Here is a 24,150-nt window from a genome sequence, read left to right on the forward strand (position 1 = left end):
AAAGCCTGCATAATTTATTGTTTATTTGCTTAATAGTAATGGAGGTAGTGGTATTTTTTTCAACTCTCAGTCAAGTTCGTCGTCAAGGCAATAACCTCATAATCCACTCGCTCATCAGCGGCGATCGTTGTAACGGCGGAATTGCCGAGGTCTCTATGAAAGACGATTCTTTAATTTACGGAATTCAACCTCACGCTCTATGATTTTTTTTAGAACTGGCGAAATACAATCCCCACCATCTAAACGCGTATACTGATTTAGCGGCCTGCGACCAGCTGTTGTCAGGCTATCGCAACTTTTAAACAACAATTAAATCAACTAATTGGGAAACAACAGCTAATTTCTGTTAATTTAAATGAAGCATTAACTCTCAATACCTCTGGCTTCTTTTAATAAACTTATTACAGAATATCAAAAACGAGGTCAAAAACATTTAACTCCTGCAGAATTTAATGAATTTGTAAAATCTTTTAACTTTTTTAACTTTAAATTCTTCAAAGAAAAAGTACTTTAATTAAGAATTATAACATTTCTAACATTTCCTTGCTTAGAATCTGATTTTGATATTCTTTTTAGAAAAAACTATCCTCCTAATCTTGAAAATTAAATTAAAGTTACCTATTCTAGAAAAATAATAATTACTGTTAAAAAATGAAAACTATTCTCAACAAAATTTTGTTATACCTATTTGGTTTTACATTTATTATTAACGCATTTGCTCTAACTCTTCTGCATTTCGATGGCTTTATAAATTGTTAAAAGCAACTGGGCTACTTATTAAACTTCAAAATTTAAAAATTCATATTTCTCACTTGGACACAATATTAAAAGCTATTTCAAAGGTCTTCTGAGGCTTGAAAAAAATTATTGAAATACATTATATTATCACCATTACTTAATTAAGAAAATGAACTTTATGGGGCTATCTGATTATTATGGTTATTATGCTTTAGCAAACAACATCCTAATCCCCAAAAAATTTCGACTCAAGAAAAAGGTAATTTGGATTTCTTTGGTTAAGTATTCAATCTAAAAATAAAATTAATTGGATTGGCTCTCTTCATGTTAAATTAAAGAATGATGAAGGTATAAAAACTTAGTTATGAAAATTAAAAATTCATACCTATCCTTACCCTCTGCCTTCTTTTATGAATATTTTGATGAATTACTTTTAGAAGTGAACAGTAATCCCTCTCTATTTGGAAGCAGAGGAAAAAATTTAATAAAAATAAATAGTTAGAGTAACAATCTTAATAATCAAACAAATAAAAAATAATAAGTATCTTTAAGATAATTTTAATTCCAAGTGGTATTATATAGTGCTTCAGGCACTAATTCATGAAGGAATAATAAATACGACGGGTAGATTATTTATTAATCATTTTCATAGAGATAATCTGTTTATCGACATCCGTCATGATGATAATTTTAATGCTAGTGAAAAAATATAAGATTATTTGTGAGTCACCTTTATGAACATCTATCCCTCCAAGCCCAGGCATGAATTAATGCCACCGATGACTACGTGAATCAGGAGCCGCTTGCAAATAATCATGAGAGAAATGCCCAATCCCTTATGATCACATTTTTTACGCCTATATGAAATAGAAAAATATAACATGGAAAAATGCTTAGGCTAATCCAAAGCGAAATATATGGAGAAGTTACCAACGGCTAGGAAAAACATCATTTAGTAAGCAATTATTGTTTTTTTTGCAGTCACTAAAAAACAAAATCTTTACATTAATCATGCACGGCAATTTGAGGACTTTTATGTTGCCGGGAAGAGAAGATGAACTTAAAGAATTACAACAGCTTGTCAACCGCCATTTTCAATCAGGGTTTTATTTTGAGACTCGCCTTTCTCCAGGACGACACGCTTTTTTGTTCAGCGATGATAATTTAATGGGTGAGGGATCTCCATCCTCTCACAAGATCCCTCGCTACGCTCGGGATGACGACAACGGAAAAGCTCAAAATATTTATCTGAAAGTCTTCTAAAGACATTAGTCTTTAGAAGACTAATGTCTAACCATTAAAATGAAAATAACAGAATTTGACTGACCTTTCTAGGCCTAAATTAATTAAACTTTGAACACAGATCCCGGCTTTCCCGATTTTTGTTCTTTATCTTTATTAGAATCCTCGTTATTTACAGGGGTTTCAGTTTGAACGGTATCTAAAACCAGGTATTTTTACTGAGAAAATGAGGTGTTAATATTGAGTAGTTTTTCAAATAAATTCATTGACATGCTTAGGCGTTGGTTAAAACTGGTATTAAAAAAGTCCTCTTAACCGATGCAGCCAAATGCCAAGATCCCTTGAGAGTGGTACTAGTTTGGCTTCTTTTAATGTTTTCCTCTATTCCTCTTTAGAGAAATTATTTCTGAAAAAAGTAAAAGAGATAAACTGATCGTTAAAATGCACTATGAGTATGAGTAGGGTTACGCTTTGCAAGCAATCGAACTGATAATCAAAGACCTGTTCCAATCAATTGATTAAATTGGCGGAGAGAGAGGGATTCGAACCCTCGATGGAGCTTTCGCCCCATACTCCCTTAGCAGGGGAGCGCCTTCAGCCAACTCGGCCATCTCTCCATTAATTGCCTTTTACCTGGAACCTTCGTGGGGTGCAAGGTCAATAATTTTCGGGTCGACTCTCCAGACTCTACGAGGCAAGCATAATAACACTCCTCTCAACAGAAATAAAACGAGTTATTTTCTCACTCTTAAAATTTAAGATTTGAATGAAGAATTCAACGGATAGAAAAACAAAAAGCCTGTGAAATAAAACAAGATGAAAGACGGAACGGAAAAAATCCAAGATATACCTCTCACCAGCTGCGGGGTATAAATTACTCAGATTCAGAAGTCTTTTCAGTGTCAACTTCGCCTTGTAGCTTCGTTAGTTTTTCCTGTTGAATTCGCTCATAAATTTCTTCGCGGTGAACAGAAACCTCTTTCGGTGCTTCAATCCCAATGCGAACTTGGTTGCCTTTCACACCAAGAATAGTCATCTTGACATCGTCTCCGATAATCACCGATTCACTAATACGTCTCGTTAATATTAACATCTTCCTCTCCTTCTTTGGAGGAATCCTTACCTGCAAGCCTTTGGGGCGAAACCTCCCTATCTTTAATTTTAGTACAATCGAGAGCCTTAAGCTCTCCAGTTTTCAAAAGACTTTAAGATAATATCATAATTCACTGATAAATCAATAACTTTTTAACTTACAATCGAGGTTAAAGGCTGAATGAAGTGTCCGGGCGCCCACTTCCAGGTACTTCTCATCAATAACAGCGGAAATTTTGATCTCAGTAGCAGTTATTAAGTGGATATGAATCCCTTCCTGCCCTAGGGCACTAAACATTTGGGAGGCGATACCTGCATGGGAACGCATCCCAACACCTACTAAAGAGATCTTGGCAACCTCGCTATTACCAAGTACGGTCCAGGCACCGAGCTCTTCTGCTACTGTTTGCATGATAGGATAAGCTTTTACATAATCATCCCGCTGCAAAGTGAAGCTAAAATCGATCTTCATATCCACGGTGGGGACATTCTGAACGATCATGTCCACTTCAATATCTGCCTTCCCAATAGGCCCAAGAATGTAGCTAGCTAATCCAGGCCTTTCTGGAATCCCTTGGAGGGTCAGTTTCGCTTGACGTCTTTCAAAAGCAATGCCTGATACAAGCGGCTGTTCAATACAATCCCGTTCGTAAGTAATTAAAGTTCCTAGTCCTTTTCGTAGACTGGACAATACGCGAATAGGGACCTGATATTTCCCCGCAAATTCGAGAGATCGATTTTGAAGTACTTTAGCACCTAAGCTGGACATTTCCATTACTTCGTCGAAAGTGATCTTCGAAATTCGCCTCGCAGCAGGAACGACCTTAGGATCACTGGTATAAACTCCATCGACATCAGTAAAAATTTGACACTCGTCCGCTTGCAAAGCGGCAGCTAAAGCAACCGCGGTAAGATCAGAGCCTCCTCGGCCTAAGGTAGTAATCTCACCAATTTCACTAATTCCTTGGAATCCAGCCACCACCGGCGTACGCCCTTCTTTTAAATCGGCCAATAAAATCTGAGGATCAATATCAATAATTCGAGCTTTTTGGTGTTCGTTAGTAGTCCGTAAACGGATTTGCGCAGCGGTATAAGAATGGGCGGGACAATTTCGGGTCTCTAATGCCATGCTAAGCAGAGCAGCCGACATTTGCTCACCCGTTGATATTAATGCATCATACTCCCGCAAATTGGTCTCAGAAATGGAACGGGCTAGTTTAATCAACCGGTTTGTTTCACCGTACATTGCAGAAACGACTACAACCACTGCATGCCCTTGTTGACGCGCTTCCGAAACAATACGAGCAGCGTTCTGTATTCTATTAATGTCTGCAACAGAACCGCCCCCAAATTTTTGAACGATTAATGCCACGTCGATGACTCCAATTTAATTTTAGCAGTTCCCAAGAAGATCCTTGTTAATGTTTTAATGTTCAGCTGTTGCTGTTAATTTCTCTTTTACCCATTCGTATACCGAGTCCAGAGCTTCATTTAATCGCTCTGGAGAATCTCCTCCTCCTTGAGCCATGTCAGGACGACCCCCGCCTCTTCCTCCGACTTGTACAGCCACAGACATTAATAATTCTGTGGCATTAAAATAATCTAAGGAATTTTTTGTAACCCCAGAGATCAGCTGGACTCGGTCCTTTTCTACTATAGCGAGTACGATAGCCGCTTTTCTAAGTTTTTGCTTTAATTCATCAACCATAGCACGTAAGGTATCGTGATCTACGGCTTCTACTTTTGACGTTAAAACCTTTACCCCTTGAATATCGACTGCCTCATTTATCAAATACGAAAGCTGCTGTGAGGCCATCTGTCGTTTTAATTTTATTAACTCTTTTTCTCTATTACGATTTTCTTCTAAAACTTGATTCAGCTTTAAAATCAATTTGTCCTTATTTGTTTTTAATAAATTACTTAAATTTTCTAACTCCTCTTCTTCGGTTTCAATATAAGATAGCGCTACCTGGCCAGTAACCGCTTCAATACGACGAATACCCGCAGCACAGGCTGATTCAGAAACAATTTTGAATAAACCAATTTCTCCGGTCCGTTTGGTATGAGTGCCACCACAAATTTCAGTAGAAAAATCACCCATTTTTAAAACACGAACTCTTTCTCTATATCGTTCACCGAAAAGGGCTAACGCTCCAAATTCTTTTGCCTCCTCAGGTGTCATGACATTGACATTAGAAGTCAAATTAGCTTGAATTTGCTGATTTACTAATTTTTCTACAGCTTGTAATTCTTGCCGGATCATGGGACGCGGGTGGGAAAAATCAAATCTCAAATGCTTAGCTTCTACAAGAGAACCCTTCTGCATGACATGATTACCCAATATCCGCCGCAAAGCTTCATGCAACAAGTGGGTGGCTGAGTGATTTCGCATAATATCGAAACGTGAACTATCCACCTTTGCTTGCACTTTGTCTTTGACATGCAAAGTTCCTTTGACTATTTCACCTATATGCAAATAAACAACCCCCTGTTTTTTGGTATCCTTAACACGGAATTTCCCAAATTTAAAAAATAAATAACCCCGGTCTCCCACTTGCCCACCGGATTCAGCATAAAAAGGAGTTCGATCAAGTACAACCACTCCTTTTCTTCCTTCATTTAAGACAGTTACCGGCTTATTATCTTCCAAAAGCACAGTTACAGAAGCTTCTGCATTTAAAGTCTCATAACCAATAAATTCGGTTTTACCGCTGATGTGTACTTTTTGAGTATGATCAAGAGTAAATTGTTGGGCTTGTTGAGATTGTTCTCGTTGGCGCTCCATTGCCTTATTAAACCCAGCATAATCCATGGTAAAATTACGTTCTCTAGCAATATCCGCCGTTAAGTCCGGAGGAAAACCGTAAGTGTCATATAATTGAAAAATCATCTCGCCAGGAATTTCTCGATGAGACAACTCGCCCATTTCTTGATCTAAAATCTTAAGACCTTTTGATAATGTTCGGGAAAATTGAATTTCTTCCTGACAAATAACTTGTTCAATAATAGGCTGAGTTCTATAAGGTTCGGGATAAGCATCCCTCATCACTTTTGTTAAGGGAGTTACTAACTGATAAAAAAAGGTCTCCTGTTGTCCCAGTTTATAACCATGGCGCACGGCGCGACGAATAATACGACGCAAAACATACCCCCTTCCTTCGTTAGAGGGAATAACACCATCCGCAATAAGAAAAGCAGCCGAACGAATATGGTCCACAATTACTCGCATGGAGATATTGCGAAAATCCTGATTACCAATCAACGATCCTAAGGTCTTTAAAAGATATTGGAATAATTCAATATCGTAATTGTCATGAACGCCCTGCATCACTGCCGCAATACGCTCAAGCCCCATCCCAGTATCAACAGAAGGTTTGGCTAAAAGATGCAATTTACCAGATAAGTCTCTGTTATATTCAATAAATACTAAATTCCAAATCTCCACATAACGATCCCCATCCGCGTCGGGACTTCCCGGTGGTCCTCCGGCTACGGTGGGCCCGTGATCGTAAAATATTTCTGTGCAAGGACCGCAAGGTCCGCTATCTCCCATCTGCCAAAAATTCTCTTTTTCGCCGCATCGAGAAAAACGCTGGGGATCAATTTTCATTTCTTTAAGCCAAATGGCTTGACTTTCAGGATCATTTCGAAAGACGGTAACCCACAAACGCTCTTTTGGTAACTCTAGAACTTCCGTTAAAAAGCGCCAGGCATAGTCAATCGCTTCCCGTTTAAAATAATCTCCAAAACTAAAATTCCCAAGCATTTCAAAAAAAGTATGATGGCGGGACGTATACCCCACATTTTCCAAATCGTTGTGCTTCCCTCCAGCTCGCATGCACTTCTGTATAGAAACAGCACGCTGATAAGGACACCTATCAATGCCTAAAAATACATCTTTGAATTGGACCATCCCGGAATTCGTAAATAAAAGAGTCGGGTCATTTTCATTAACTAATGAACTACTTGAAACAACTTCATGATCTAGTTTTTTAAAATATTCAATAAAAATTTGACGTAATTGATTGCTATTCATGTAATTTGACATTTTTGTATCCAACGATAGATGTGTTCTGAATCAAAACCTCGTTCCATTAAAAAGCGGACCAACCGAGCAGAACTCTTCTTAGTTATCTTGCTCCTGATATTTTTTTGCAAAACTGAGACAGCACTTCCCACCAAAACATTTCATCATGAGGAAGATATTGGCGGACCAATGAATCTGTTATTCCTCGATGTTTAAGTTCCGCTATGATACGATGAGGACCAAACCCTGCAGCGATACGTTAACGCACATAAACTTCAGTGTATCGCTCATCACTTTGAAGACCCTCAACAGCTAATGATATTATCAAAGTTTCCACTTCTGAAAGTTTATAACCCTTATTTAGAAGTTTTTGCTTTAATTCTAGCTGGGAATGCTCGCGTCTTGCCAATAAAACAATAGTGCGTTCACGAAGTTCCATCATTCTATCACGGCAGTTTCTTCAGCTGTTTTTTCTCCACTTTTTTGCTTCGACAATAATTTTTCTCGTAAACGAGTTTCAATTTCTTTTACAACTTCCAAGTTTTCCATTAAAAATTGGCGAACATTTTCTTTCCCTTGCCCAATGCGCTCACCATTATAGCTGTACCAAGCACCTGCTTTTTCGATAAGTTCATTTTTAACACCAAGCTCAATTAATTCGCTTTCGCGCGAATACCCAGCCCATATAAAATATCAAATTCCACTTGACGAAACGGCGGTGCTACTTTGTTTTTGACCACTTTGACTCGCGTTTCACTACCCATAATTTCTTCACCCTTTTTAATCGATCCAATACGACGAATATCCAATCGCACTGAAGAATAAAATTTTAGTGCGTTTCCACCTGTAGTAGTTTCGGGACTACCAAACATGACACCAATTTTAATTCGTATTTGATTAATAAATATTACCAATGTATTGGATTTCTTGATGTTAGCGGTAAGTTTACGCAATGCTTGTGACATTAACCGGGCCTGGAGTCCCATATGAGAATCACCCATATCTCCTTCAATTTCGGCCTTGGGCGTTAAAGCAGCCACTGAATCGACCACCACGACATCAACAGCAGCGGAGCGAACTAGCATATCGGTGATTTCTAAGGCTTGCTCTCCAGTATCGGGTTGCGATATCAATAGATCGTCAACATTAACACCCAATTTTTGAGCGTAGACTGCATCTAGAGCATGTTCAGCGTCTACAAAGGCGGCTGTACCACCCATTCGTTGACAAGAGGCGATCGTTTGAAGTGTTAAAGTCGTTTTTCCGGAAGCCTCTGGACCATATATTTCTATTATACGTCCTCGAGGCAAGCCGCCTACGCCCAATGCAATATCCAAACCCAGTGAGCCTGTGGAAATTACATCGATATCTTTAATAATACCAGCATCACCCAGCCGCATAACTGAGCCCTTGCCAAATTGGCGCTCAATTTGGGACAAGGCAGCGCTTAATGCTTTATTACGATCATCCATTCTTGCTCCTTAATAATCGATTTAAAAATCGATTTAAAACAATTACACCACAAATATAGAATTTTCTCACAAAAAATTGTGCAAATATTATTCCATAAATAAATCAAATCGCTTAGGTATACCGTATCCTTTAACCGGTAACAGATTTAAGCAAACATTTTAATCCATAAGCAATTGCCGAATCCCGAACGTGTTTGCGTCCGCTTTCAAAATGAGCTTTGTAACATTCTACTTCGCCGGTTTTTTTGCAATTCCAAACCAAACGGTCCCTACAGGTTTATCAGGGATTCCTCCACTAGGCCCCGCAATACCGGTAATACTCAAAGCGATATCAGCATGACTTCGTTTCAAAGCTCCTACAGCCATTTCCCGTGCTACTGTTTCACTAACCGCGCCTTCCCGTTTTATTAATTGTGGGTCTATTTCCAAAAGTTCTTCTTTTGCGCTGTCACTGTAGGTAATAAATCCACGTTCAAACCAAGAAGAACTTCCTGGAACACGCGTAATTACTCGACAAAATCCACCCCCTGTGCAAGATTCTGTCACTGCTAATTTCATTCCTTTTTCTTTTAAAATTAATCCGAGTTGACGGCTTAAAGGATAACTATTAACATCCACTGTGGCTCCATGGTGAAGATAGACTGGAGAATTTAATAAATCATAACAATACCTCTTGAGTATCACCAGTGATTTTACTAAGCTTTCAGGGAGATGGACACTCGAATAAAAGCACACCCTTATCAAGAAGATTTCAGCCAACATACCCCAATGATGCAGCAATATTTGCGGATCAAAAAGGAATATCCAGATCTTTTAGTCTTTTATCGCATGGGTGATTTTTACGAATTATTTTATGAGGATGCTCAAAGAGCCGCTAAATTATTAAATATTACTTTAACCACTCGCGGTCAGTCCGGGGGCCAAACTATTCCCATGGCCGGGGTTCCTTATCATTCCGTAGACAATTATTTAACTAAATTAATTCGTCTTGGCGAATCAGTAGTTATTTGCGAACAAATTGGTGATCCAACTACCACTAAAGGACCTGTGACTCGCGAAGTAACCCGAATTATTACTCCAGGTACCGCGAGTGACGAAATTTTACTAGAGGAACATCGAGATAATACTCTAATGGTGGTCCACCAAAGAAAAAACATTTTCGGCATTGCTACCCTGGATATCACCAGCGGTCGATTTTTAATTCAAGAGGTTGCTACCGAAACTGAACTTCTTGCAGAAATTGAACGTATTTCTCCTGCTGAATTATTAATTAATGAAGAAATGCAGATTAAATCACTTAAAGTAGAGGTCAAACGTCATCCTCCCTGGGAATTTGATTGTGACACCGCAACAACGCTCTTGTGTCAACAATTTCAAACTCAAGGATTGGATGGTTTTGGGGTCACGCATTTGCCCGTTGCCATTGGCGCCGCCGGTTGTTTATTGCAGTATGCAAAATATACCCAAAGAACGGCTTTACCCCATATTCACTCCATTCAAGCTGAACAAAATGAAGAATCTATTCTCATGGACGCAAGCACGCGTCGTAATCTTGAATTAATTAACAACTTGCAGAGTGAAGAAATTCATTCCCTTGCTTGGGTGTTAGACCGAACAGCAACTCCAATGGGCCGTCGATTATTGCGACGATGGATAAATCGTCCCCTACGTGATCAAGCTCTATTGCAAAAAAGACAAAGCGCGATCACACTTATTTTGAGAAAAAAATTTTATGCTGAACTGTGGGAAAATATACGTCCTATTGGGGACCTAGAAAGAATCATCGCCCGAGTAGCTTTACGTTCAGTACGGCCTCGAGATTTAATGCAATTACGGCAGGCGTTAAGTTTAATACCGACTTTACATCAGCAATTAATTTTCTTATCGGCAAGTGAATTATTACAACAAATTAAAAATAGACTGGGTCATTTCGATGATTTATTTCAATTATTGCAAGACGCAATAGTAGAAAATCCTCCAGTTGTCATTCGCGATGGGAACGTCATTGCGCAAGGTTTTGATTCAGCTTTAGACAAGCTTCGCAATCTAAACAGAAGTACTCATCAATTCTTATTAGACTTAGAACAACACGAACGCGAGCGGACAAAAATAAACACGCTAAAAGTGGGTTATAATCGAATTTACGGATATTACATTGAAATTTCACGGGCACAAGCAAAAGAAGTACCTCCTGAATATATTCGCCGGCAAACATTAAAAAATGTGGAGCGATATATAACCCCCGAATTAAAAAATTTTGAAGACAAGGTTTTGAGTAGTCGCTCTCGAGCGTTAGCTCGAGAAAAAGAACTTTATGAGCAATTATTGGATGTGTTAATTGAAAAATTAATTCCGTTACAACAATGTGCAATGGCCATTACCGAATTGGATGTATTAAATAATTTAGCAGAACGTGCGGATACTCTTAATTATTGCGCTCCACAATTTTATGATGAGCCCGTCATTCATATTGAAGCAGGTCGCCATCCTGTGGTGGAAAATGTAATGCCCGATCCATTTATACCAAACGATACCTGCCTTGATGACAAAAGGCGAATGTTAATAATTACTGGTCCAAATATGGGTGGCAAGTCTACTTATATGCGACAAACTGCTTTGATTGTGTTACTCGCTTATATCGGCAGCTTTGTACCTGCAAAAAGTTGTCGTGTGGGCCCAATCGATCGCATTTTTACACGCATTGGTGCTGCAGATGATCTCGCTAGTGGACGATCGACCTTCATGGTCGAAATGACGGAAACGGCGACTATTTTGCATAATGCTACTGAGCGAAGCTTAGTATTGATGGACGAAGTGGGGCGAGGCACAAGTACATTCGATGGTCTTTCGCTCGCTTATGCATGTGCCTCTTATATAGCTACGCAATTAAAAGCTTTCACTTTATTCGCTACACATTATTTTGAATTAACCGGACTAGCTGAAATATTTCCCGCAGTCAGAAACGTCCATTTGGATGCCGTGGAACATCAAGAAAAAATTGTTTTCTTACATGCTCTCAAGGAGGGTCCTGCCAATAAAAGTTATGGGTTGCATGTTGCTCAATTGGCTGGAGTTCCTCGAACTGTCATTCATCAAGCGCGTCAAAAACTAGAAGAACTTGAAAATTCAACCCGAGGAGAAAAGTATTTAATGCCACAACAAAACGAACTCTTTTTATCTGAAAATTCTCTGCTAATGGAAATAAATAAAATTAACCCCGACAATCTGACACCCAAACAAGCCTTGGACATTCTTTATTATTTAATTGAACTTCGACAAAAATCATGAAACATCCTTATCCCAATATTGCTATTATTATTCCTGCTTATAATGAAGAAGCCAGTATTCGTACTATTGTTGAATCTGTTTTTTCTTTTACTGATAAAGTTATTATAGTTGATGATGGGAGCACAGATCAAACGGTAATGCAATTGGAAAATTTGCCCGTAGCACTTCTTAGAAACACCACCAATCAAGGTAAAGGTGCCAGCTTAATGCGCAGTTTTCGTCATCTCCAAGAATTAAATGTCCGTGCCGCTATTTGCATGGACGCTGATACCCAACATGATCCTCATGACATTCCTAAATTTATTCAAGCAATGGAGGAATACCCCAACCATATTATCATCGGTGCGCGAACCTATGATGCGGAAAGCGCTCCTAAAGCGCGGCGACGTGCGAACCTGATTGCTGATTTCTTCATCTCCTGGGCTGCTGGACATCGTATTATCGATACCCAATCGGGTTATCGTCTCTACCCTTGTGATTTTCTCTATCAATGCCTGCGTAGGCTACGTTCTCAACGGTTTGCTTTTGAAAGCGAAATATTGATTCAAGCCAGTCGTCGAGGCTATCTACCCATCTCCATTCCGATCCATTCTCATTACCCCAAAAATTCTCGCCCGAGCCATTATAAGCCACTGATTGATACTCTAAAAATCACCTGGATGGTAACATGGAAAATTATTACCCGTGGATTTTGCTTGCCCGGCTTACGGCGTACACTGCTCAAACCTAACAAAATCGCGGATTTTGAAAGAGAGAATTAAATTTCACGCTAATCCCTCTTTTCGGATAGAGGCTAAAATTGATCCATAGCCTCTTCTATGGGATCATTATTACTTTGGCTTCCTCTCGAGTAACCCAATGACAGAAAAACATCCGAAAGGCCTCTATCTTTTATTCTTTACCGAGTTATGGGAACGATTTGGCTTCTATACAGTAATCACTATCATCATTCTTTATTTAGTACAATCCTTGCACTTTACAGATTAACACGCTGACTTATTGTATTTGGTTTCCAAAAAACCATTTTATGGGGCAGCTGCTTATTTATACTCGGCTATCTGCTCACAGTACTCCCAAGCCAGCAGGTTTTTTTTATTGGATTGGCTTTACTGGTTGTGGCTAATAGTCTTTTTAAACCCAATGTATCTAGTATTGTTATTGTGGGAACCCTTTATAGAACGGACGATCCTCGTGAGATGGGGGTTTTACTCTCTTTTACATGGGAATTAATGTGGGTTCACTTATTTCTCCCATTTTCATCGGTGCAGTAGTTCATTACTACGGCTGACATGCTGGTTTTCTATTCGCTGTATTGGGCATGGTTATTGGTATGATTACCTCCCTCATTGAGCGTAAACGTTTAGGTAATCGCGCTCTTCCTACACAAAGCCCTCTTAACAGCTTCTCAGCTAAAATCAAATTTAACACCGCATTATGTTTAGGAATTATAGCGAGTGTTGCTCTTATTAAACTTTGTTTTGATTTCCCGGCTTCAACTAACACGATTGTAGTTATTGGTACTTTTTTAATCTTCCTTGCCGTAGTTTATTTCCTTCTCAAAGAGAAACGTGCACAACGAAATAAAATGACGGCAAGCCTTATCTTAATTGCCATTTGTATTGGCTTTTTGGCTCTCTACAATCAAACCTTTTCTTCTTTAATGTTATTCGCTGATCGTAATATGAATACCCGCTTGCTTGGCTTTAAAATTAACGCAGAATTTACTCAATTTTTTAATCTACTTTTCATAATTGCTTTGAGTCCACTCTTAAGTCGCTTATTAGAGGAGACAGTAACAACATAAATGACGGCAAACCGAGACCATCCGCTAAAAATAAGATCCACGAATTATCGAACCTCATTGTTGCTGCCCAAAATCCTATTCGCATTCTAGATGCAGTCAAATGGAGCTACACTGTCAAAAAAAGATTTCTTTAAACACAAATTTAAAAAATTACCCGCAGTTGATTTGGATTATTATCAAAAAAATAAATTCGTTTTTGATCCCGATCAAAAATTACAAGAATTTTATGACATAGAACTTTGCATTAAACATGAATCAGGCAAATATAATAATGTTGTCAGCACCTTGATCCAACCCCGTTACCGAGAATATCGTGATGTCACTCAGCTGACGATATTATCGCTGATGCTGCTGTTGGCACTGATACAACTAAATTACGTAAGGATCTAAAATTTAGCGAACGCGTTCTGCAACTTTACGAGGTTTACGAAGGGTGAGTACATTTGGGTACAACTCTGAATGAACTCGAGCAAACGGTTTGCACCTTTTAACTAAAGGACCTCCATCAGTATCTGCCCTTTCAAGAAGGTTTGGGAATTTTAGAGATATTTAGATAAGAGATATTTAGATATTTACTATTTAGAGTTCTAATTGAGATATTTACTTTTTCCTCTTATCCTGAACGAATCTGGAGAATAATCAATCATATTGTCGCTATCAATACGGCGAAAAAGGCCATAACGAAAAGGAAAAGTTATAATAACACGGTTTAACATGGTTCTGTTTTCGAGGAAACACACCTGATCAAGGTCCTTTCACTAAAGACTTATTCTTATTCTAAAGGATTTGTTTTAAATTTTCAATTATATTCGTCTTTCCATTCAGAACGTCGATCCACCACGACTTCCGCTTTTATTTGTAGAAAAAACAGATTTACAAAGCATTCATTTATTGAGCAAGATAGCAGAAGAAGGATTATTAACCTTTCCTAAATACATTCCTTATCAATTTAAAGATTTATCAACATTAAGTGCATGGTCAGATTATTCGCTGTTTTTTTAAATAAATTAAATACTGAAAAATTAGCTAGAGATTTTAAGGACATTTTGTAAGGCTGCAATTTTGGAAGGTTCTAACTCCTTCCATTCGCCCCGGCGTAAAGATTTAGGTAATACAAGCGAACCTAAACGAACGCGGATAAGGCGACTGACTTTAACTCCTTGGGATTCCCACAATCGGCGTACCAATCGGTTGCGTCCCTCTACCACAACCACATGGAACCAATGATTCTTTCCATTCCTGCCCACATCCACGATATCTTCAAAGCGTGCTTTTCCATCTTCTAATTTCACTCCATGGGCCAAGCGTTTTGTCGTGTCAGCATCAACCTCACCCATAATCCGTACGGCATATTCGCGCTCAATCTTGGATGAAGGATGCATTAAACGGTTTTCAAAGTCGCCATCGTTGGTAAAAAGCAATAATCCCGAAGTATTTATATCTAGCGCCCGACATTGATCCAGCGTCCGCTGAACAGTCGCGGTAATGCCTCAAACACTGTGGGTCGACCCTCGGGATCCTTGCGGGTACATACTTCCCCTAACGGCTTGTGATAAAGTAAAACTCGCACTTCCTCAGTGGGACTTATTTGATATAGTTTGCCATCAATATAAACAACATCATCTGGAGAGAGTCGATTGCCCAATTTTGCAGTGTGATTATTAATTTGAATGCGTCCTGCTTCAATAAGTTTTTCGATTTTACGTCGTGAACCGTAGCCCGCTCGTGCTAGAACTTTTTGAATACGTTCCGTCATAAAAATTAACCCACCCCTTCTTGGGAAAGGCGAAGGTCTTCGCTATTTTCTTCTTTATCCTCTTCTTTAGGAGAAAGTATAACTGACAATGCTAATTGTTCTGCTAATTGAGCACCCTTTTCTTCTAAATCCAGCACCTCCTCTAAAGGAGGTAGATCAGTTATCTTTTTTAAATTAAAATAATCTAAAAAGCTTTTGTGGTTACATAGAGAGCTGGTTTTCCTGGGACGTCCCGATAACCTTCTACTTTAATCCACTCACGATCCAATAATTTTTTCATAATGTCCGAACTCACTGTTACGCCGCGGATTTCTTCAATTTCTCCTCGCGAAATAGGTTGGCGGTAGGCAACTAAAGCGAGAGTTTCTAATAAAGCTCGTGAATATCGAGGTGGTTTTTTTCCCATAACCGCTGCAACCAAGGAGCAAAATTTGATTTTACCTGGAATCGATAACCGCTGGCCACTTCACACAACTCCACACCACGCTTTTCGTAATCTTCGCTGAGTTTGGATAATAAATTTTTAATTTCGGCAGATGAAGGTCTATCCTGTTCCTTAAATAATTGTTGCAGTCGCTCCAAAGTTAATGGCTCTGGCGAAGCAAACAACGCCGCTTCTAAAATGTATTTACGATTCACTTCACTCATTTCACCTATCCTCTGGCGCGAATATGAATAAGCCGAATGGTTCAGCTTGGACCAATTCAATTACAGATTGACGGATTAATTCTAAAATAGCAATCAAAGTAACGACAACGCCAATCCGGCCTTCTTCAAAACTAAATAATTCCGTGAAACTTATAAAACTTTCCTTACGAATTTCCAACAAAACGAGCGACATCCTTTCGCGAATAGATAAAAGTTCACGGGTAATAGAATGCGATTGATATAAAGAAGCTGTCTGTAATACGTCATTTAAAGCTCGAAGAAGCTCTGACAATTCTACCACCGGATATACTTTAGTAACATTCATCGGAGGAGCTGCAGCGTCGGCAATAAACGTGTCCCGCTCTATTCGAGGTAACGCATCCAAATCATAAGCTGCCTTTCTATAACGCTCATACTCTTGCAAACAACAAACCAGCTCTGCTCGAGGATCGCTTTCCTCTTCCTCCATCGTCGAACGAGGCAGTAAAAGCCGTGATTTGATTTCAGCAAGCATGGCTGCCATTACTAAATACTCGGCTGCCAGTTCAATTTTTATTTCACGCATAAGATCTACAAATTGCATATATTGTCGAGTAATTTCTGCAATAGGTATATCTAAAATATCGATATTGTGTTTCTTTATCAAATAAAGAAGTAAGTCAAGAGGGCCCTCAAAAGCCTCGAGAAATACATGAAGCGCATCGGGAGAAATATATAAGTCTTCTGGCAACTTCACTAATCGCTGGCCAGACACCTTTATTTCATAGTCGGCCACTAAATTAACAACTTCTTGATTTTCCATACTAATTCGTATTTCTTAAATGCTACTAAGCATAATACCTTATGTTGAGTTGAGATGGTAGATGACTCCCAAGATACGTATTGGCAAGAGCCAAAAGCACTACTACTTTAGGAAACTTAGCCATTTTTCTTGATTGTTATAAACTTTCCTAAAAGTCAATAACGTATGAAACTGCCTTGCGTTCCGCTACCTCAGGATCTTCCCCTTTGATAAATTGTTCTAAGTTATTAAAGAAGCTAATTCAACCAAACTCTCATCAAAGCCTCAAAAACTAAAATTATTTAGTTTTAAACGCCACCTGAATGTAAGTATCCCTGAATTACCCCGCTGGTAACGATGATCGTCAATTTGGCTTGGGCGAATGACACTCCAATCAAAAGCCATACCAATCAATTCAATGGTAGGGTGAATAAGTCCTGCTAATTCGTCAATCAATAAATGATAAGTTCTGTCATCGTCTTCTAAATAACATTATTAGGGCTTATATCTCGATGACTAATAATATGAAAAGATAATCGTTGTAATGCCGCGCTTCCTGTTTCGGCCGCTCTCATTAACAATGGCGCTAAGAATTACAAATTGGTCGTGCTCCCTTATTCTGAGAAAAGTAGCCTCCCCCGTATGGTGCGTATCCAAAGGTTTTTGTCGTAACGAGAATTATAAAAAGAATCTATTTAATGCAGCCAAATTTAATTGTGAAGGTTGCAAAGTGTTTGCATAAAAATAGTCTAATAAAGTTCTGATAATTTCTGCTTGTTATGGAGAAATTTTATAAGGAGCTATTTTTTCTGTTTATCCAGTTAAATAATTAGAAATAATAAGGACCGCATTTTAAATAATTAGAAATAATAAGGACCGCATTGGTAAATTCCTTTAGGATGAGCAGTAATGGCGAGATAAACCCGCGTTTTGAAAATTTTTAGCATTTTTTATGTTTCCTAGTAATAAACGCTTTCATAGGATACAAGTTTTAAAGCATATAAAAAAGCATATAAACCGGCTTCGTTTTTTAGCTACCATACCCCTCATTAATCCTTCCTAGAGATACAGGTAGAGACTCACCAAAGAAAGATCCCAAGGAAAAATAAGAAAAAACCGCATCGACGATAGGCTTGATTAAGGTAAAGTCAGCTGTCATAGAAATTAAATTTCACTCGTGTCACCCCTGCCTTCGCAAATCACCTTGAGCATCTCCCCAGTAAGATCTACTACAGTGGAAGGATCTATGCTGGTTAATCCTCTGTCAATGATCAAATTCACCTGATCGACTAATTTTTCTTCTAATTCTACTACGTTGGGAAACGGCCAGCCTTGAGAAGAAGTAAGCGTGACACTCATTAAAGGTTTTTGAAAACCTGCAATAAAGTCTGGGCAATGGGATGTCCTGGCACTCAGATACCAATTGTTTTTCGTTTGGGATGTAACATCTGACGCGGTATTTCTCGCGTAACTAGTAGAATAAAGGTATAAGAACCTGGCGTATGAGCTTTTAAAAATCGGAAGGTAGGGTTATCGATGCGAGCATAATTGGCAATATCAGAAAGATCACGACAAAGTAAGGTAAAAAGATGAACTTCATTCAGCTGTCCTAAACGACGTACCCGATCTACTCCGGATTTATTCCTCAAACCACATCCCAATGCATAGCCCGAATTAGTGGGATAAATAATCACTCCGCCTCCCTCGAGAGTGGCCACCGCCTGCCTAATTAAGCGGGACTGTGGATTGTCAGGATGTATTCGGATTGTCGACATAGATTAATAATAGTATATTATTGATTTTAGCAAAGCAGAAAAGACTAATTTTTAATGCGTTTCCTTTTCGATTACTTTCCAATTATTTGCTTTTCCATTGCCTATAAGCTCTGGGGAATTTACACCACTACTGCTGTAGCTATGATTGCGTCCATTTTACAAGTTGGTACTTATTGGCTGGGCTTTCGTCGTCTTGAAAAATTTCATGTTATTACCCTAATTTTCATTTTATTATTGGGAACCTTTACTCTCATTTTCCACAAAGCCATTTTTATCAAATGGAAACCCACCATTGTTTATTCGATATTCGCGGTGGTTTTACTAGGTAGTGATTTTATTGGAAAACACACCCTGATGCATCTGCTTAAAGAAAAAATTGAGTTACCCAGTAAAATATGGTCTCGATTAAATTTGAGTTGGGCCTTATTTTTTCTTTTCTTAGGAATTTTAAATCTTGTGGTGGTATATGATTATGACACCAATGCTTGGGTGAATTTTAAACTATTTGGAACCTTTAGAATCTTAGGACTTATGCTAGTTTTTATTTTAGGGCAAGCTTTTTACATTGCGCGTCATTCGCAATCAAAAATCAACTCTCATAGTTAATTATGTATTATGCCAATCTATTGTAAAAATCAAGAAGACAGCTTCGAACGCCGGCGGAGCGTTCGACCCACACATTTACAGCGATTAGAGGAACTTCGAGGACAAAATCGTCTTTTTCTGGTGGGCCCTCTGCTTAATATTGAAATTAAAGGTTCTTTGATTGTCGCGGAATTTGCCAATCTTAGTGCAGCCAAAGAATGGGCCGCAGCGGATCCTTATGTTACCGCAAATGTTTATTCTCGAGTAATCGTCTACCCTTTTAAAAAATTATGCCATAATTATTAAGCCTATGTCCCTTCAAGAAGATCGTATTGCTCACATTCAAGAACGACTTATAAAGGTTTTTCATCCAGAAAAATTAACCGTACACGACGAAAGTCATTATCACGTGAGTCATGTCGGCGCTAAAGAAGGTAAAGGACATTTCGCTATTTCTATCGTAGCGAAAGCTTTTAAAAATAAAAGTCCCGTCAAATCTCATCAAATGATTTATGAAGCCTTGGATGATTTAATGAAAACGGATATTCACGCTTTGCGAATTCAAATAAAAGCATCTTGATCTACGAGCTCAGAACCAGCAACGCGCCGACAATTTGTATCTTCTAAATAAAAAGTTAAAAATACAGCAATAATTAGGCTGAAAAGCAATATAGCAAAATCCAATTGGTAATGCGAGGAATAGATAGAGACATGATGAATATGGCGCCAGAATGAATTTAATAACCATCTCACCAAGGAGATGGAAACACCACAAAAGGCTGCTATCATGTTATGTTAGTTAAGGCAGGCTGTCACTGTTAAGGGTGGAGGATTTAATTCACAACTTACTGAAAATACAATAACTTGCATGCTGGCAAATAATCTGAAAAAAAATAACGCTAAAAGCAGCGAGTGATAGCTTAAATTAGGCACATATAAAATAACGGATAATAATATCACTTAAAATGTAGCTCGTACTCTCAAAGGCAATCGCCTAGATTTGATTCCGTCAGAGATTAATCCTACAAAAGAAGCTCCCGCAAACCAACCTAAATAAATAAGTAAAACCGTTCCGGCAGCAGCGGGTTTCAGTAAATGATAACTAGCCAATTAAATAAGACCCCCACGAATCGGGAAAGCCTGCAAGAAGAATAAATAAGAAACAACCAATTCAATTATACAATTAATCCAAACTTGACGTTTATGAAGTAATTCCCATAATCCTTGTAATCCTTCACGAAAACTAGACACTAATACTTTTTCTTCTTAAACTTTATGAGAAACAACAGAATTTCTGTTTCCTATTAAGAACAACAAAAGACTTAAAAGAGTCCTAATAATAGCCACTAATATCCACAGGAATGGTTGGCAAGTCACCATCCCTAGTAATTTACTAATCTAGTCAACAAGATGTCCCCCAGAACCCCTCCTAATGCATCCAAGGATGTAGTCCCAAATAATAAAAGCAAATTGATTAGCAGGAAGTCCAATACAAGCAATTTTTAGCGCTACAACAAAAGCAAAAGCCCATCCAAAACCTACTAAAAGCCTACTAAAAGCCAACCTATATAAGCGATTTCCAAACTATCAAAATTCAGAAATAAATAAGTCCCCAAATTATACCTACTAGGCTATAGCCAAAACAATTCGGGAATTAAAACGATCCAACAAAACCCCTACTAAAATACTAAAATCTGCATAGAAATATAAGTATAATAATAAGCCGCTTCTAAACTACGAAATGAGGTGGCGTTTAATCGATAAGCAACTAAAAGTTGCGAAGTTATTACACTGAGGATAACTCGGAGAAGATAAGCATAAAAATAGAAAAGACCTAATGAAAGCGCAAATTATCCATGGCAGATACCGAAAATTGTCCTTTCTGGCGATCTCTTGCATGATATCAGATTACTATTTTTATCTTTTATTCCAAACAAGCTACTCCACGGAAAGATGAGAAATTCCTATAAAGAAAGCAAAACTTCTCTTGCCATCCCGTTTAAGTTAGGTTATAGTGCGACCCTCAGTTGCAGAGAAAAGAATATGAAAAAAGAAATTCATCCAAACTATCAAGAAGTTAAAGTCACCTGCAGTTGCGGGAATACCTTTTCTATAGGATCGACTTTGGAGCAAGATTTTCACCTGGAAATATGTTCTGAATGCCACCCCTTTTATACCGGACAACAGAAAATTATTGATACAGCAGGTCGCGTTGAACGGTTCCGCAAGAAATACGCTAAACGCGAAGCAGCCAATACCGAAAAGGCAAAAAAATAATTCTTTTGGGCTATTGACTTACAAACTGAAAAACGTCTTCAATGGCAGCGAATGTCTTTTCCATATTACCTTTAACCAAGTATTTTCAGCCGTCGTCATTTCTTAGCGCCTGGTTGTCCATGAAATAAACCATTCAAATGGCGTACCATCAAACAAATATAAAGGGCAGTCCAACAACTAATTGCCGGGCTACATAAGATAAATAACGAAATAATATATTTTTTGGGATTTTTCTTTTTTTGTTCTTCATTGAAATACAAATGATCGGAGCAAACACTAAAGGGTTAGCGTAGTCTTCTCGGCCAATCATCACCCAATCAACGTGGCCCAAATGACAATTGATGGCTTCGATAGTTTTGATACCTCCGTTAATAACCACCTCTAACTCCAGAAAATCCCGCTTAATGCAGTAAACCATGGGATAGCACAATGGAGAGGGATAGTTCGATTTTCGGCTAGACTTAATCCTTTTAACTAAGCTTTACGAGCATGGATAATAAAAATACGACAACCAGCGCTCACCACAATCATCTACCTCTATTCGAGTTTTAATCGAGACGGGAATCTTGTGGACTTCTGCTTGCATAGCAGATACACAATCTGCTACTAAATTAGCTTCTCTTAAATAAGGACGCCGTAAACCGACCTGCTGTTACTCGGTTTCTGGGACAACCTACATTCAAATTAACTTCATCGTAACCTTGTTTATAAGCTATACGCGAACATAACCCGAAATCTGACGCATTAACATTCGGTAATGTCGATCAGTGCAATTCATCATGGGCAATTCATCATAGGTGTAATAGAAATACATAGATTTAACATGACAATATTTTAGTTATTTTTGAAAATCAATGAAAGTCTGGATAAGAAAGAGTATTCGCTTCATCAAATAAGTGAAAATTAACAAATTTGCTGTTTTAGGTGCTTTTCTAATTCTTTATCTAAGTCTCTAGTATAATCTTTCTCAATAACATAAGCAATCATACCATTCTAAAGGTTCACTAAGGGATTTATTAAGAAGACCATAAAACGCCAGAGGGACGACCAAAATCAAGCGGTGAAATAAACCAGCTGTTCGACTGGCCTCTATTTTATTCGTTATTTCCGGAGCAAAAATTTCAGCTTCATATTTTTCGGGTCGGTAGGTTTCACAAAGCTACTGCTTCCCCTACTTTTTGGATGAAACCACCTCAATCTATCAGAAGTCAATTCCGTATAAGGTTTCCGGCTTTCAGGATGGGTATATTCCTTAATGGGTTCTAAATGCTCTTTTCCCGTGAGGAATTTAAACCTGTTGATAGGAAATATTTTTACTTTACTAGCATTAGCTACAATAACTTAAATTTTTATAAATCATCCTTTTATTGCATTCTACGATACAATTCGCAAACCCAATTTAACCGACACTGATCAGGAGTTTTCTCAAGTGGCGTTCGGCTATTAAGAATTTCTTTCCCTCGCAAAGTAACACACCAGCATTCCCCAGTACTCTGATTGCATTGCTTCGAAATATAATCACCGAAGAGAGTACATTGAGCAATATAAATGTCAGCAGGTTTCGGAGTTTTTGACAATAAGGTTTTTCAAACATGCAAACAAGAATCTTCTTTGCGAGTGTAATCGTGACGTTTAATAAATACACTAAACACAAAAACAAGAATCACTAATATTAAAATGTAAAAAATGGTTCTCATAGTAATTCATTCATAACTTCTTATTCGCTAACAATTCGTTTTTTTCGCTATTTTTTTGCTTTAGCGGTATCATTACGTAATTCAGCTAATTCATCCAAATAGGCTCTAATAATTTTACCAGAAATGTAAGTCGCGAGTAAAAACAGAATCTTCGAATCGTTCAATTTTTGGCTCTCCTGATATTACCATATCGTTCACCGTCCAATAAACATCTGGAAGATCTTGATATATTAACCAATCTGCACCAATTGATTTTCGGACGTCATCAACCAATTTTTCGTGTGCGATTAATTCTGCAACTGTAGGCATATCAATTCCATACACATTAGGATAACGAATTTCAGGGGCCGCCGAAGCAAAGTAAACTTTTTTTGCTCCTACATCGCGCTCCATTTGAATGATTTCTTTTGAAGTTGTTCCTCTTACTATCGAATCATCCACCAATAAAACAATTTTATTGGCAAACTCAGCTCTAATTGCATTTAATTTTAAACGTATTGAACTCTGGACACATAGCTTGACCCGGCATAATAAAGGTTCGCTAAATATAGTGATTTTTTATAAACCCTTCCGAATAAGGAATTTTTAAAACCTGGGCTAAAGAGCATGGGTGGCATTACGACTCGTGTCAAGAATTGGAATTATCACATCAATATCATGATCCAGCTGCTCTCGTAAAATCTTTTTAGCCAAGCTTTTAATCCATCCCGGCCCACGCCTGATATACAGGTATATTATCCATAATAGAATCGAGGCGCACTAAATAAATATACTCAAAAATACAACTCAAAAATACAAGGTGAATGACTAACCGTTTTAGCACATTGCTCTCGGTTAATTTATTCTTCTCGATTAAAATAAATAACCTCACCAGGACCAACATCACCCAACAGTTCAAAGCCCAATGCATCTAAAGCAATACTTTCTGAAGCCAACATGAATTCCGAAGCATTTCTGTTATCTCGTTT

21 protein-coding genes, 1 tRNA gene and 9 pseudogenes are annotated in these 24,150 nt (G+C 38.2%); 10 read left to right on the forward strand and 21 right to left on the reverse strand.

Going from position 1 to position 24,150, the window contains the following annotated elements:
* Together B1F79_RS03465 and B1F79_RS03470 are read left to right on the forward strand one after the other, a co-directional pair.
* A pseudogene (locus B1F79_RS03465) lies at nt 1–203 on the forward strand (hypothetical protein); the annotation flags it as partial.
* 1,573 nt (nt 204–1,776) lie between these two features.
* Nucleotides 1,777–2,001, forward strand: a complete 225-nt coding sequence (locus B1F79_RS03470) for a hypothetical protein (protein WP_251366010.1) — start codon at nt 1,777–1,779, stop codon at nt 1,999–2,001.
* 503 nt (nt 2,002–2,504) lie between these two features.
* On the opposite strand, the gene B1F79_RS03475 is transcribed toward B1F79_RS03470, so the two are convergent.
* From B1F79_RS03475 to B1F79_RS03510, 8 genes and pseudogenes are all read right to left on the reverse strand, one after another.
* Nucleotides 2,505–2,597 (reverse strand) — tRNA-Ser (locus tag B1F79_RS03475).
* 257 nt (nt 2,598–2,854) lie between these two features.
* Nucleotides 2,855–3,073 carry a carbon storage regulator CsrA gene (gene csrA / locus B1F79_RS03480; protein WP_251366011.1) on the reverse strand — a complete coding sequence of 73 codons (219 nt, stop codon included), beginning with the start codon at nt 3,071–3,073 and terminating at the stop codon, nt 2,855–2,857.
* 141 nt (nt 3,074–3,214) lie between these two features.
* Nucleotides 3,215–4,444, reverse strand: a complete 1,230-nt coding sequence (locus tag B1F79_RS03485) for an aspartate kinase (protein WP_251366012.1) — start codon at nt 4,442–4,444, stop codon at nt 3,215–3,217.
* 54 nt (nt 4,445–4,498) lie between these two features.
* Nucleotides 4,499–7,108: an alanine--tRNA ligase gene (alaS, locus tag B1F79_RS03490; protein ID WP_251366028.1), complete on the reverse strand. Its 2,610-nt coding sequence runs from the start codon at nt 7,106–7,108 to the stop codon at nt 4,499–4,501.
* Nucleotides 7,105–7,251, reverse strand: a complete 147-nt coding sequence (locus B1F79_RS06930; RefSeq protein ID WP_251366013.1) for a regulatory protein RecX — start codon at nt 7,249–7,251, stop codon at nt 7,105–7,107. The genes alaS and B1F79_RS06930 overlap by 4 nt, the downstream gene beginning before the upstream one ends.
* A 107-nt stretch (nt 7,252–7,358) precedes the next feature.
* Nucleotides 7,359–7,541, reverse strand: a complete 183-nt coding sequence (locus tag B1F79_RS03500; protein WP_251366014.1) for a regulatory protein RecX — start codon at nt 7,539–7,541, stop codon at nt 7,359–7,361.
* Nucleotides 7,538–8,571 (reverse strand): annotated as a pseudogene (gene recA, locus B1F79_RS03505) (recombinase RecA). The gene B1F79_RS03500 and the pseudogene recA overlap by 4 nt, the downstream one beginning before the upstream one ends.
* Before the next feature lie 228 nt (nt 8,572–8,799).
* On the reverse strand, nt 8,800–9,255 hold the full coding sequence (locus B1F79_RS03510; protein ID WP_251366015.1) for a CinA family protein: 456 nt from the start codon (nt 9,253–9,255) through the stop codon (nt 8,800–8,802).
* Between the two features lie 27 nt (nt 9,256–9,282).
* Between B1F79_RS03510 and mutS the strand changes: the two genes are divergently transcribed.
* From mutS to B1F79_RS03540, 4 genes and pseudogenes are all read left to right on the forward strand, one after another.
* Nucleotides 9,283–11,859: a DNA mismatch repair protein MutS gene (mutS, locus tag B1F79_RS03515; RefSeq protein WP_504739180.1), complete on the forward strand. Its 2,577-nt coding sequence runs from the start codon at nt 9,283–9,285 to the stop codon at nt 11,857–11,859.
* Nucleotides 11,856–12,620: a glycosyltransferase family 2 protein gene (locus B1F79_RS03520; protein ID WP_251366016.1), complete on the forward strand. Its 765-nt coding sequence runs from the start codon at nt 11,856–11,858 to the stop codon at nt 12,618–12,620. Before mutS ends, B1F79_RS03520 begins: the two co-directional genes overlap by 4 nt.
* 297 nt (nt 12,621–12,917) lie before the next feature.
* Nucleotides 12,918–13,663: pseudogene (locus tag B1F79_RS03525) on the forward strand (oligopeptide:H+ symporter).
* A gap of 819 nt (nt 13,664–14,482) precedes the next feature.
* A complete protein-coding gene (locus B1F79_RS03540) occupies nt 14,483–14,665 on the forward strand; it encodes a tyrosine/phenylalanine carboxypeptidase domain-containing protein (protein ID WP_251366030.1) in 183 nt (60 codons plus the stop codon).
* Nucleotides 14,666–14,685: 20 nt separating this feature from the next.
* Here B1F79_RS03540 and rluB read toward each other — a convergent pair.
* From rluB to B1F79_RS03570, 6 genes and pseudogenes are all read right to left on the reverse strand, one after another.
* Nucleotides 14,686–15,419, reverse strand: a pseudogene (rluB, locus tag B1F79_RS03545) (23S rRNA pseudouridine(2605) synthase RluB).
* Between the two features lie 5 nt (nt 15,420–15,424).
* A pseudogene (gene scpB / locus B1F79_RS03550) lies at nt 15,425–16,067 on the reverse strand (SMC-Scp complex subunit ScpB).
* A gap of 5 nt (nt 16,068–16,072) precedes the next feature.
* A pseudogene (locus tag B1F79_RS03555) lies at nt 16,073–16,869 on the reverse strand (segregation and condensation protein A).
* Nucleotides 16,870–17,133: 264 nt separating this feature from the next.
* Nucleotides 17,134–17,304, reverse strand: a complete 171-nt coding sequence (locus B1F79_RS03560) for a hypothetical protein (protein WP_251366017.1) — start codon at nt 17,302–17,304, stop codon at nt 17,134–17,136.
* A gap of 708 nt (nt 17,305–18,012) precedes the next feature.
* Nucleotides 18,013–18,207: a hypothetical protein gene (locus B1F79_RS03565; RefSeq protein ID WP_251366018.1), complete on the reverse strand. Its 195-nt coding sequence runs from the start codon at nt 18,205–18,207 to the stop codon at nt 18,013–18,015.
* A 53-nt stretch (nt 18,208–18,260) separates the two neighbouring features.
* Complete coding sequence (locus B1F79_RS03570; RefSeq protein WP_251366019.1) at nt 18,261–18,566, reverse strand: Sua5/YciO/YrdC/YwlC family protein; 306 nt, start codon at nt 18,564–18,566, stop codon at nt 18,261–18,263.
* 111 nt (nt 18,567–18,677) lie between these two features.
* On the opposite strand from B1F79_RS03570, the gene B1F79_RS03575 reads away from it, so the two are divergent.
* The 3 genes from B1F79_RS03575 to B1F79_RS03585 are packed head-to-tail and all read left to right on the forward strand — an operon-like array spanning nt 18,678 to nt 19,788.
* A complete protein-coding gene (locus tag B1F79_RS03575; protein WP_251366020.1) occupies nt 18,678–19,229 on the forward strand; it encodes a septation protein A in 552 nt (183 codons plus the stop codon).
* 9 nt (nt 19,230–19,238) lie between these two features.
* Nucleotides 19,239–19,514, forward strand: coding sequence for a YciI family protein (locus B1F79_RS03580; RefSeq protein WP_251366021.1), 276 nt, complete (start codon nt 19,239–19,241; stop codon nt 19,512–19,514).
* A gap of 4 nt (nt 19,515–19,518) precedes the next feature.
* On the forward strand, nt 19,519–19,788 hold the full coding sequence (locus B1F79_RS03585) for a BolA family protein (RefSeq protein ID WP_251366022.1): 270 nt from the start codon (nt 19,519–19,521) through the stop codon (nt 19,786–19,788).
* Between the two features lie 530 nt (nt 19,789–20,318).
* Here B1F79_RS03585 and B1F79_RS03590 read toward each other — a convergent pair.
* Together B1F79_RS03590 and B1F79_RS03595 are read right to left on the reverse strand one after the other, a co-directional pair.
* Entirely contained in the window at nt 20,319–20,459 is a 141-nt protein-coding gene (locus B1F79_RS03590) for a hypothetical protein (protein WP_251366023.1), read from the reverse strand.
* Between the two features lie 147 nt (nt 20,460–20,606).
* Nucleotides 20,607–20,771 (reverse strand): hypothetical protein, encoded by a 165-nt coding sequence (locus tag B1F79_RS03595; protein ID WP_251366024.1) that lies wholly within the window; start codon nt 20,769–20,771, stop codon nt 20,607–20,609.
* A 480-nt stretch (nt 20,772–21,251) separates the two neighbouring features.
* Here B1F79_RS03595 and rpmE point away from each other — a divergent pair, with 480 nt between their 5' ends.
* Nucleotides 21,252–21,485 carry a 50S ribosomal protein L31 gene (gene rpmE, locus B1F79_RS03600; RefSeq protein WP_251366025.1) on the forward strand — a complete coding sequence of 78 codons (234 nt, stop codon included), beginning with the start codon at nt 21,252–21,254 and terminating at the stop codon, nt 21,483–21,485.
* A gap of 148 nt (nt 21,486–21,633) precedes the next feature.
* Here the strand turns inward: rpmE and B1F79_RS03605 are convergent.
* The 5 genes and pseudogenes from B1F79_RS03605 to B1F79_RS03620 all read right to left on the reverse strand — a co-directional run bounded on the left by B1F79_RS03605 (nt 21,634) and on the right by B1F79_RS03620 (nt 23,626).
* Nucleotides 21,634–22,071, reverse strand: a pseudogene (locus B1F79_RS03605) (tRNA-dihydrouridine synthase).
* A 25-nt stretch (nt 22,072–22,096) separates the two neighbouring features.
* Nucleotides 22,097–22,168: a hypothetical protein gene (locus B1F79_RS06935; RefSeq protein ID WP_372443131.1), complete on the reverse strand. Its 72-nt coding sequence runs from the start codon at nt 22,166–22,168 to the stop codon at nt 22,097–22,099.
* A gap of 284 nt (nt 22,169–22,452) precedes the next feature.
* A pseudogene (locus tag B1F79_RS06940) lies at nt 22,453–22,823 on the reverse strand (host attachment protein).
* 26 nt (nt 22,824–22,849) lie between these two features.
* A pseudogene (locus B1F79_RS06595) lies at nt 22,850–23,182 on the reverse strand (thyroglobulin type-1 repeat-containing protein).
* A gap of 114 nt (nt 23,183–23,296) precedes the next feature.
* Nucleotides 23,297–23,626, reverse strand: coding sequence for an amidophosphoribosyltransferase (locus tag B1F79_RS03620; protein WP_251366027.1), 330 nt, complete (start codon nt 23,624–23,626; stop codon nt 23,297–23,299).
* Nucleotides 23,627–24,150 lie beyond the last annotated feature (524 nt).

This window comes from Coxiella-like endosymbiont of Rhipicephalus sanguineus (assembly GCF_018687865.1).

Bases quoted from the DNA above. Each gene is read 5' to 3' on its own strand.
- mutS (WP_504739180.1), top strand. From the start codon at position 9,283: ATGGACACTCGAATAAAAGCACACCCTTATCAAGAAGATTTCAGCCAA.
- B1F79_RS03500 (WP_251366014.1), bottom strand. From the start codon at position 7,541: ATGATGGAACTTCGTGAACGCACTATTGTTTTATTGGCAAGACGCGAG.
- rpmE (WP_251366025.1), top strand. From the start codon at position 21,252: ATGAAAAAAGAAATTCATCCAAACTATCAAGAAGTTAAAGTCACCTGC.
- B1F79_RS03580 (WP_251366021.1), top strand. From the start codon at position 19,239: ATGCCAATCTATTGTAAAAATCAAGAAGACAGCTTCGAACGCCGGCGG.
- B1F79_RS03565 (WP_251366018.1), bottom strand. From the start codon at position 18,207: ATGAGTGTCACGCTTACTTCTTCTCAAGGCTGGCCGTTTCCCAACGTA.
- B1F79_RS03520 (WP_251366016.1), top strand. From the start codon at position 11,856: ATGAAACATCCTTATCCCAATATTGCTATTATTATTCCTGCTTATAAT.
- csrA (WP_251366011.1), bottom strand. From the start codon at position 3,073: ATGTTAATATTAACGAGACGTATTAGTGAATCGGTGATTATCGGAGAC.
- B1F79_RS03585 (WP_251366022.1), top strand. From the start codon at position 19,519: ATGTCCCTTCAAGAAGATCGTATTGCTCACATTCAAGAACGACTTATA.
- alaS (WP_251366028.1), bottom strand. From the start codon at position 7,108: ATGAATAGCAATCAATTACGTCAAATTTTTATTGAATATTTTAAAAAA.
- B1F79_RS03575 (WP_251366020.1), top strand. From the start codon at position 18,678: ATGCGTTTCCTTTTCGATTACTTTCCAATTATTTGCTTTTCCATTGCC.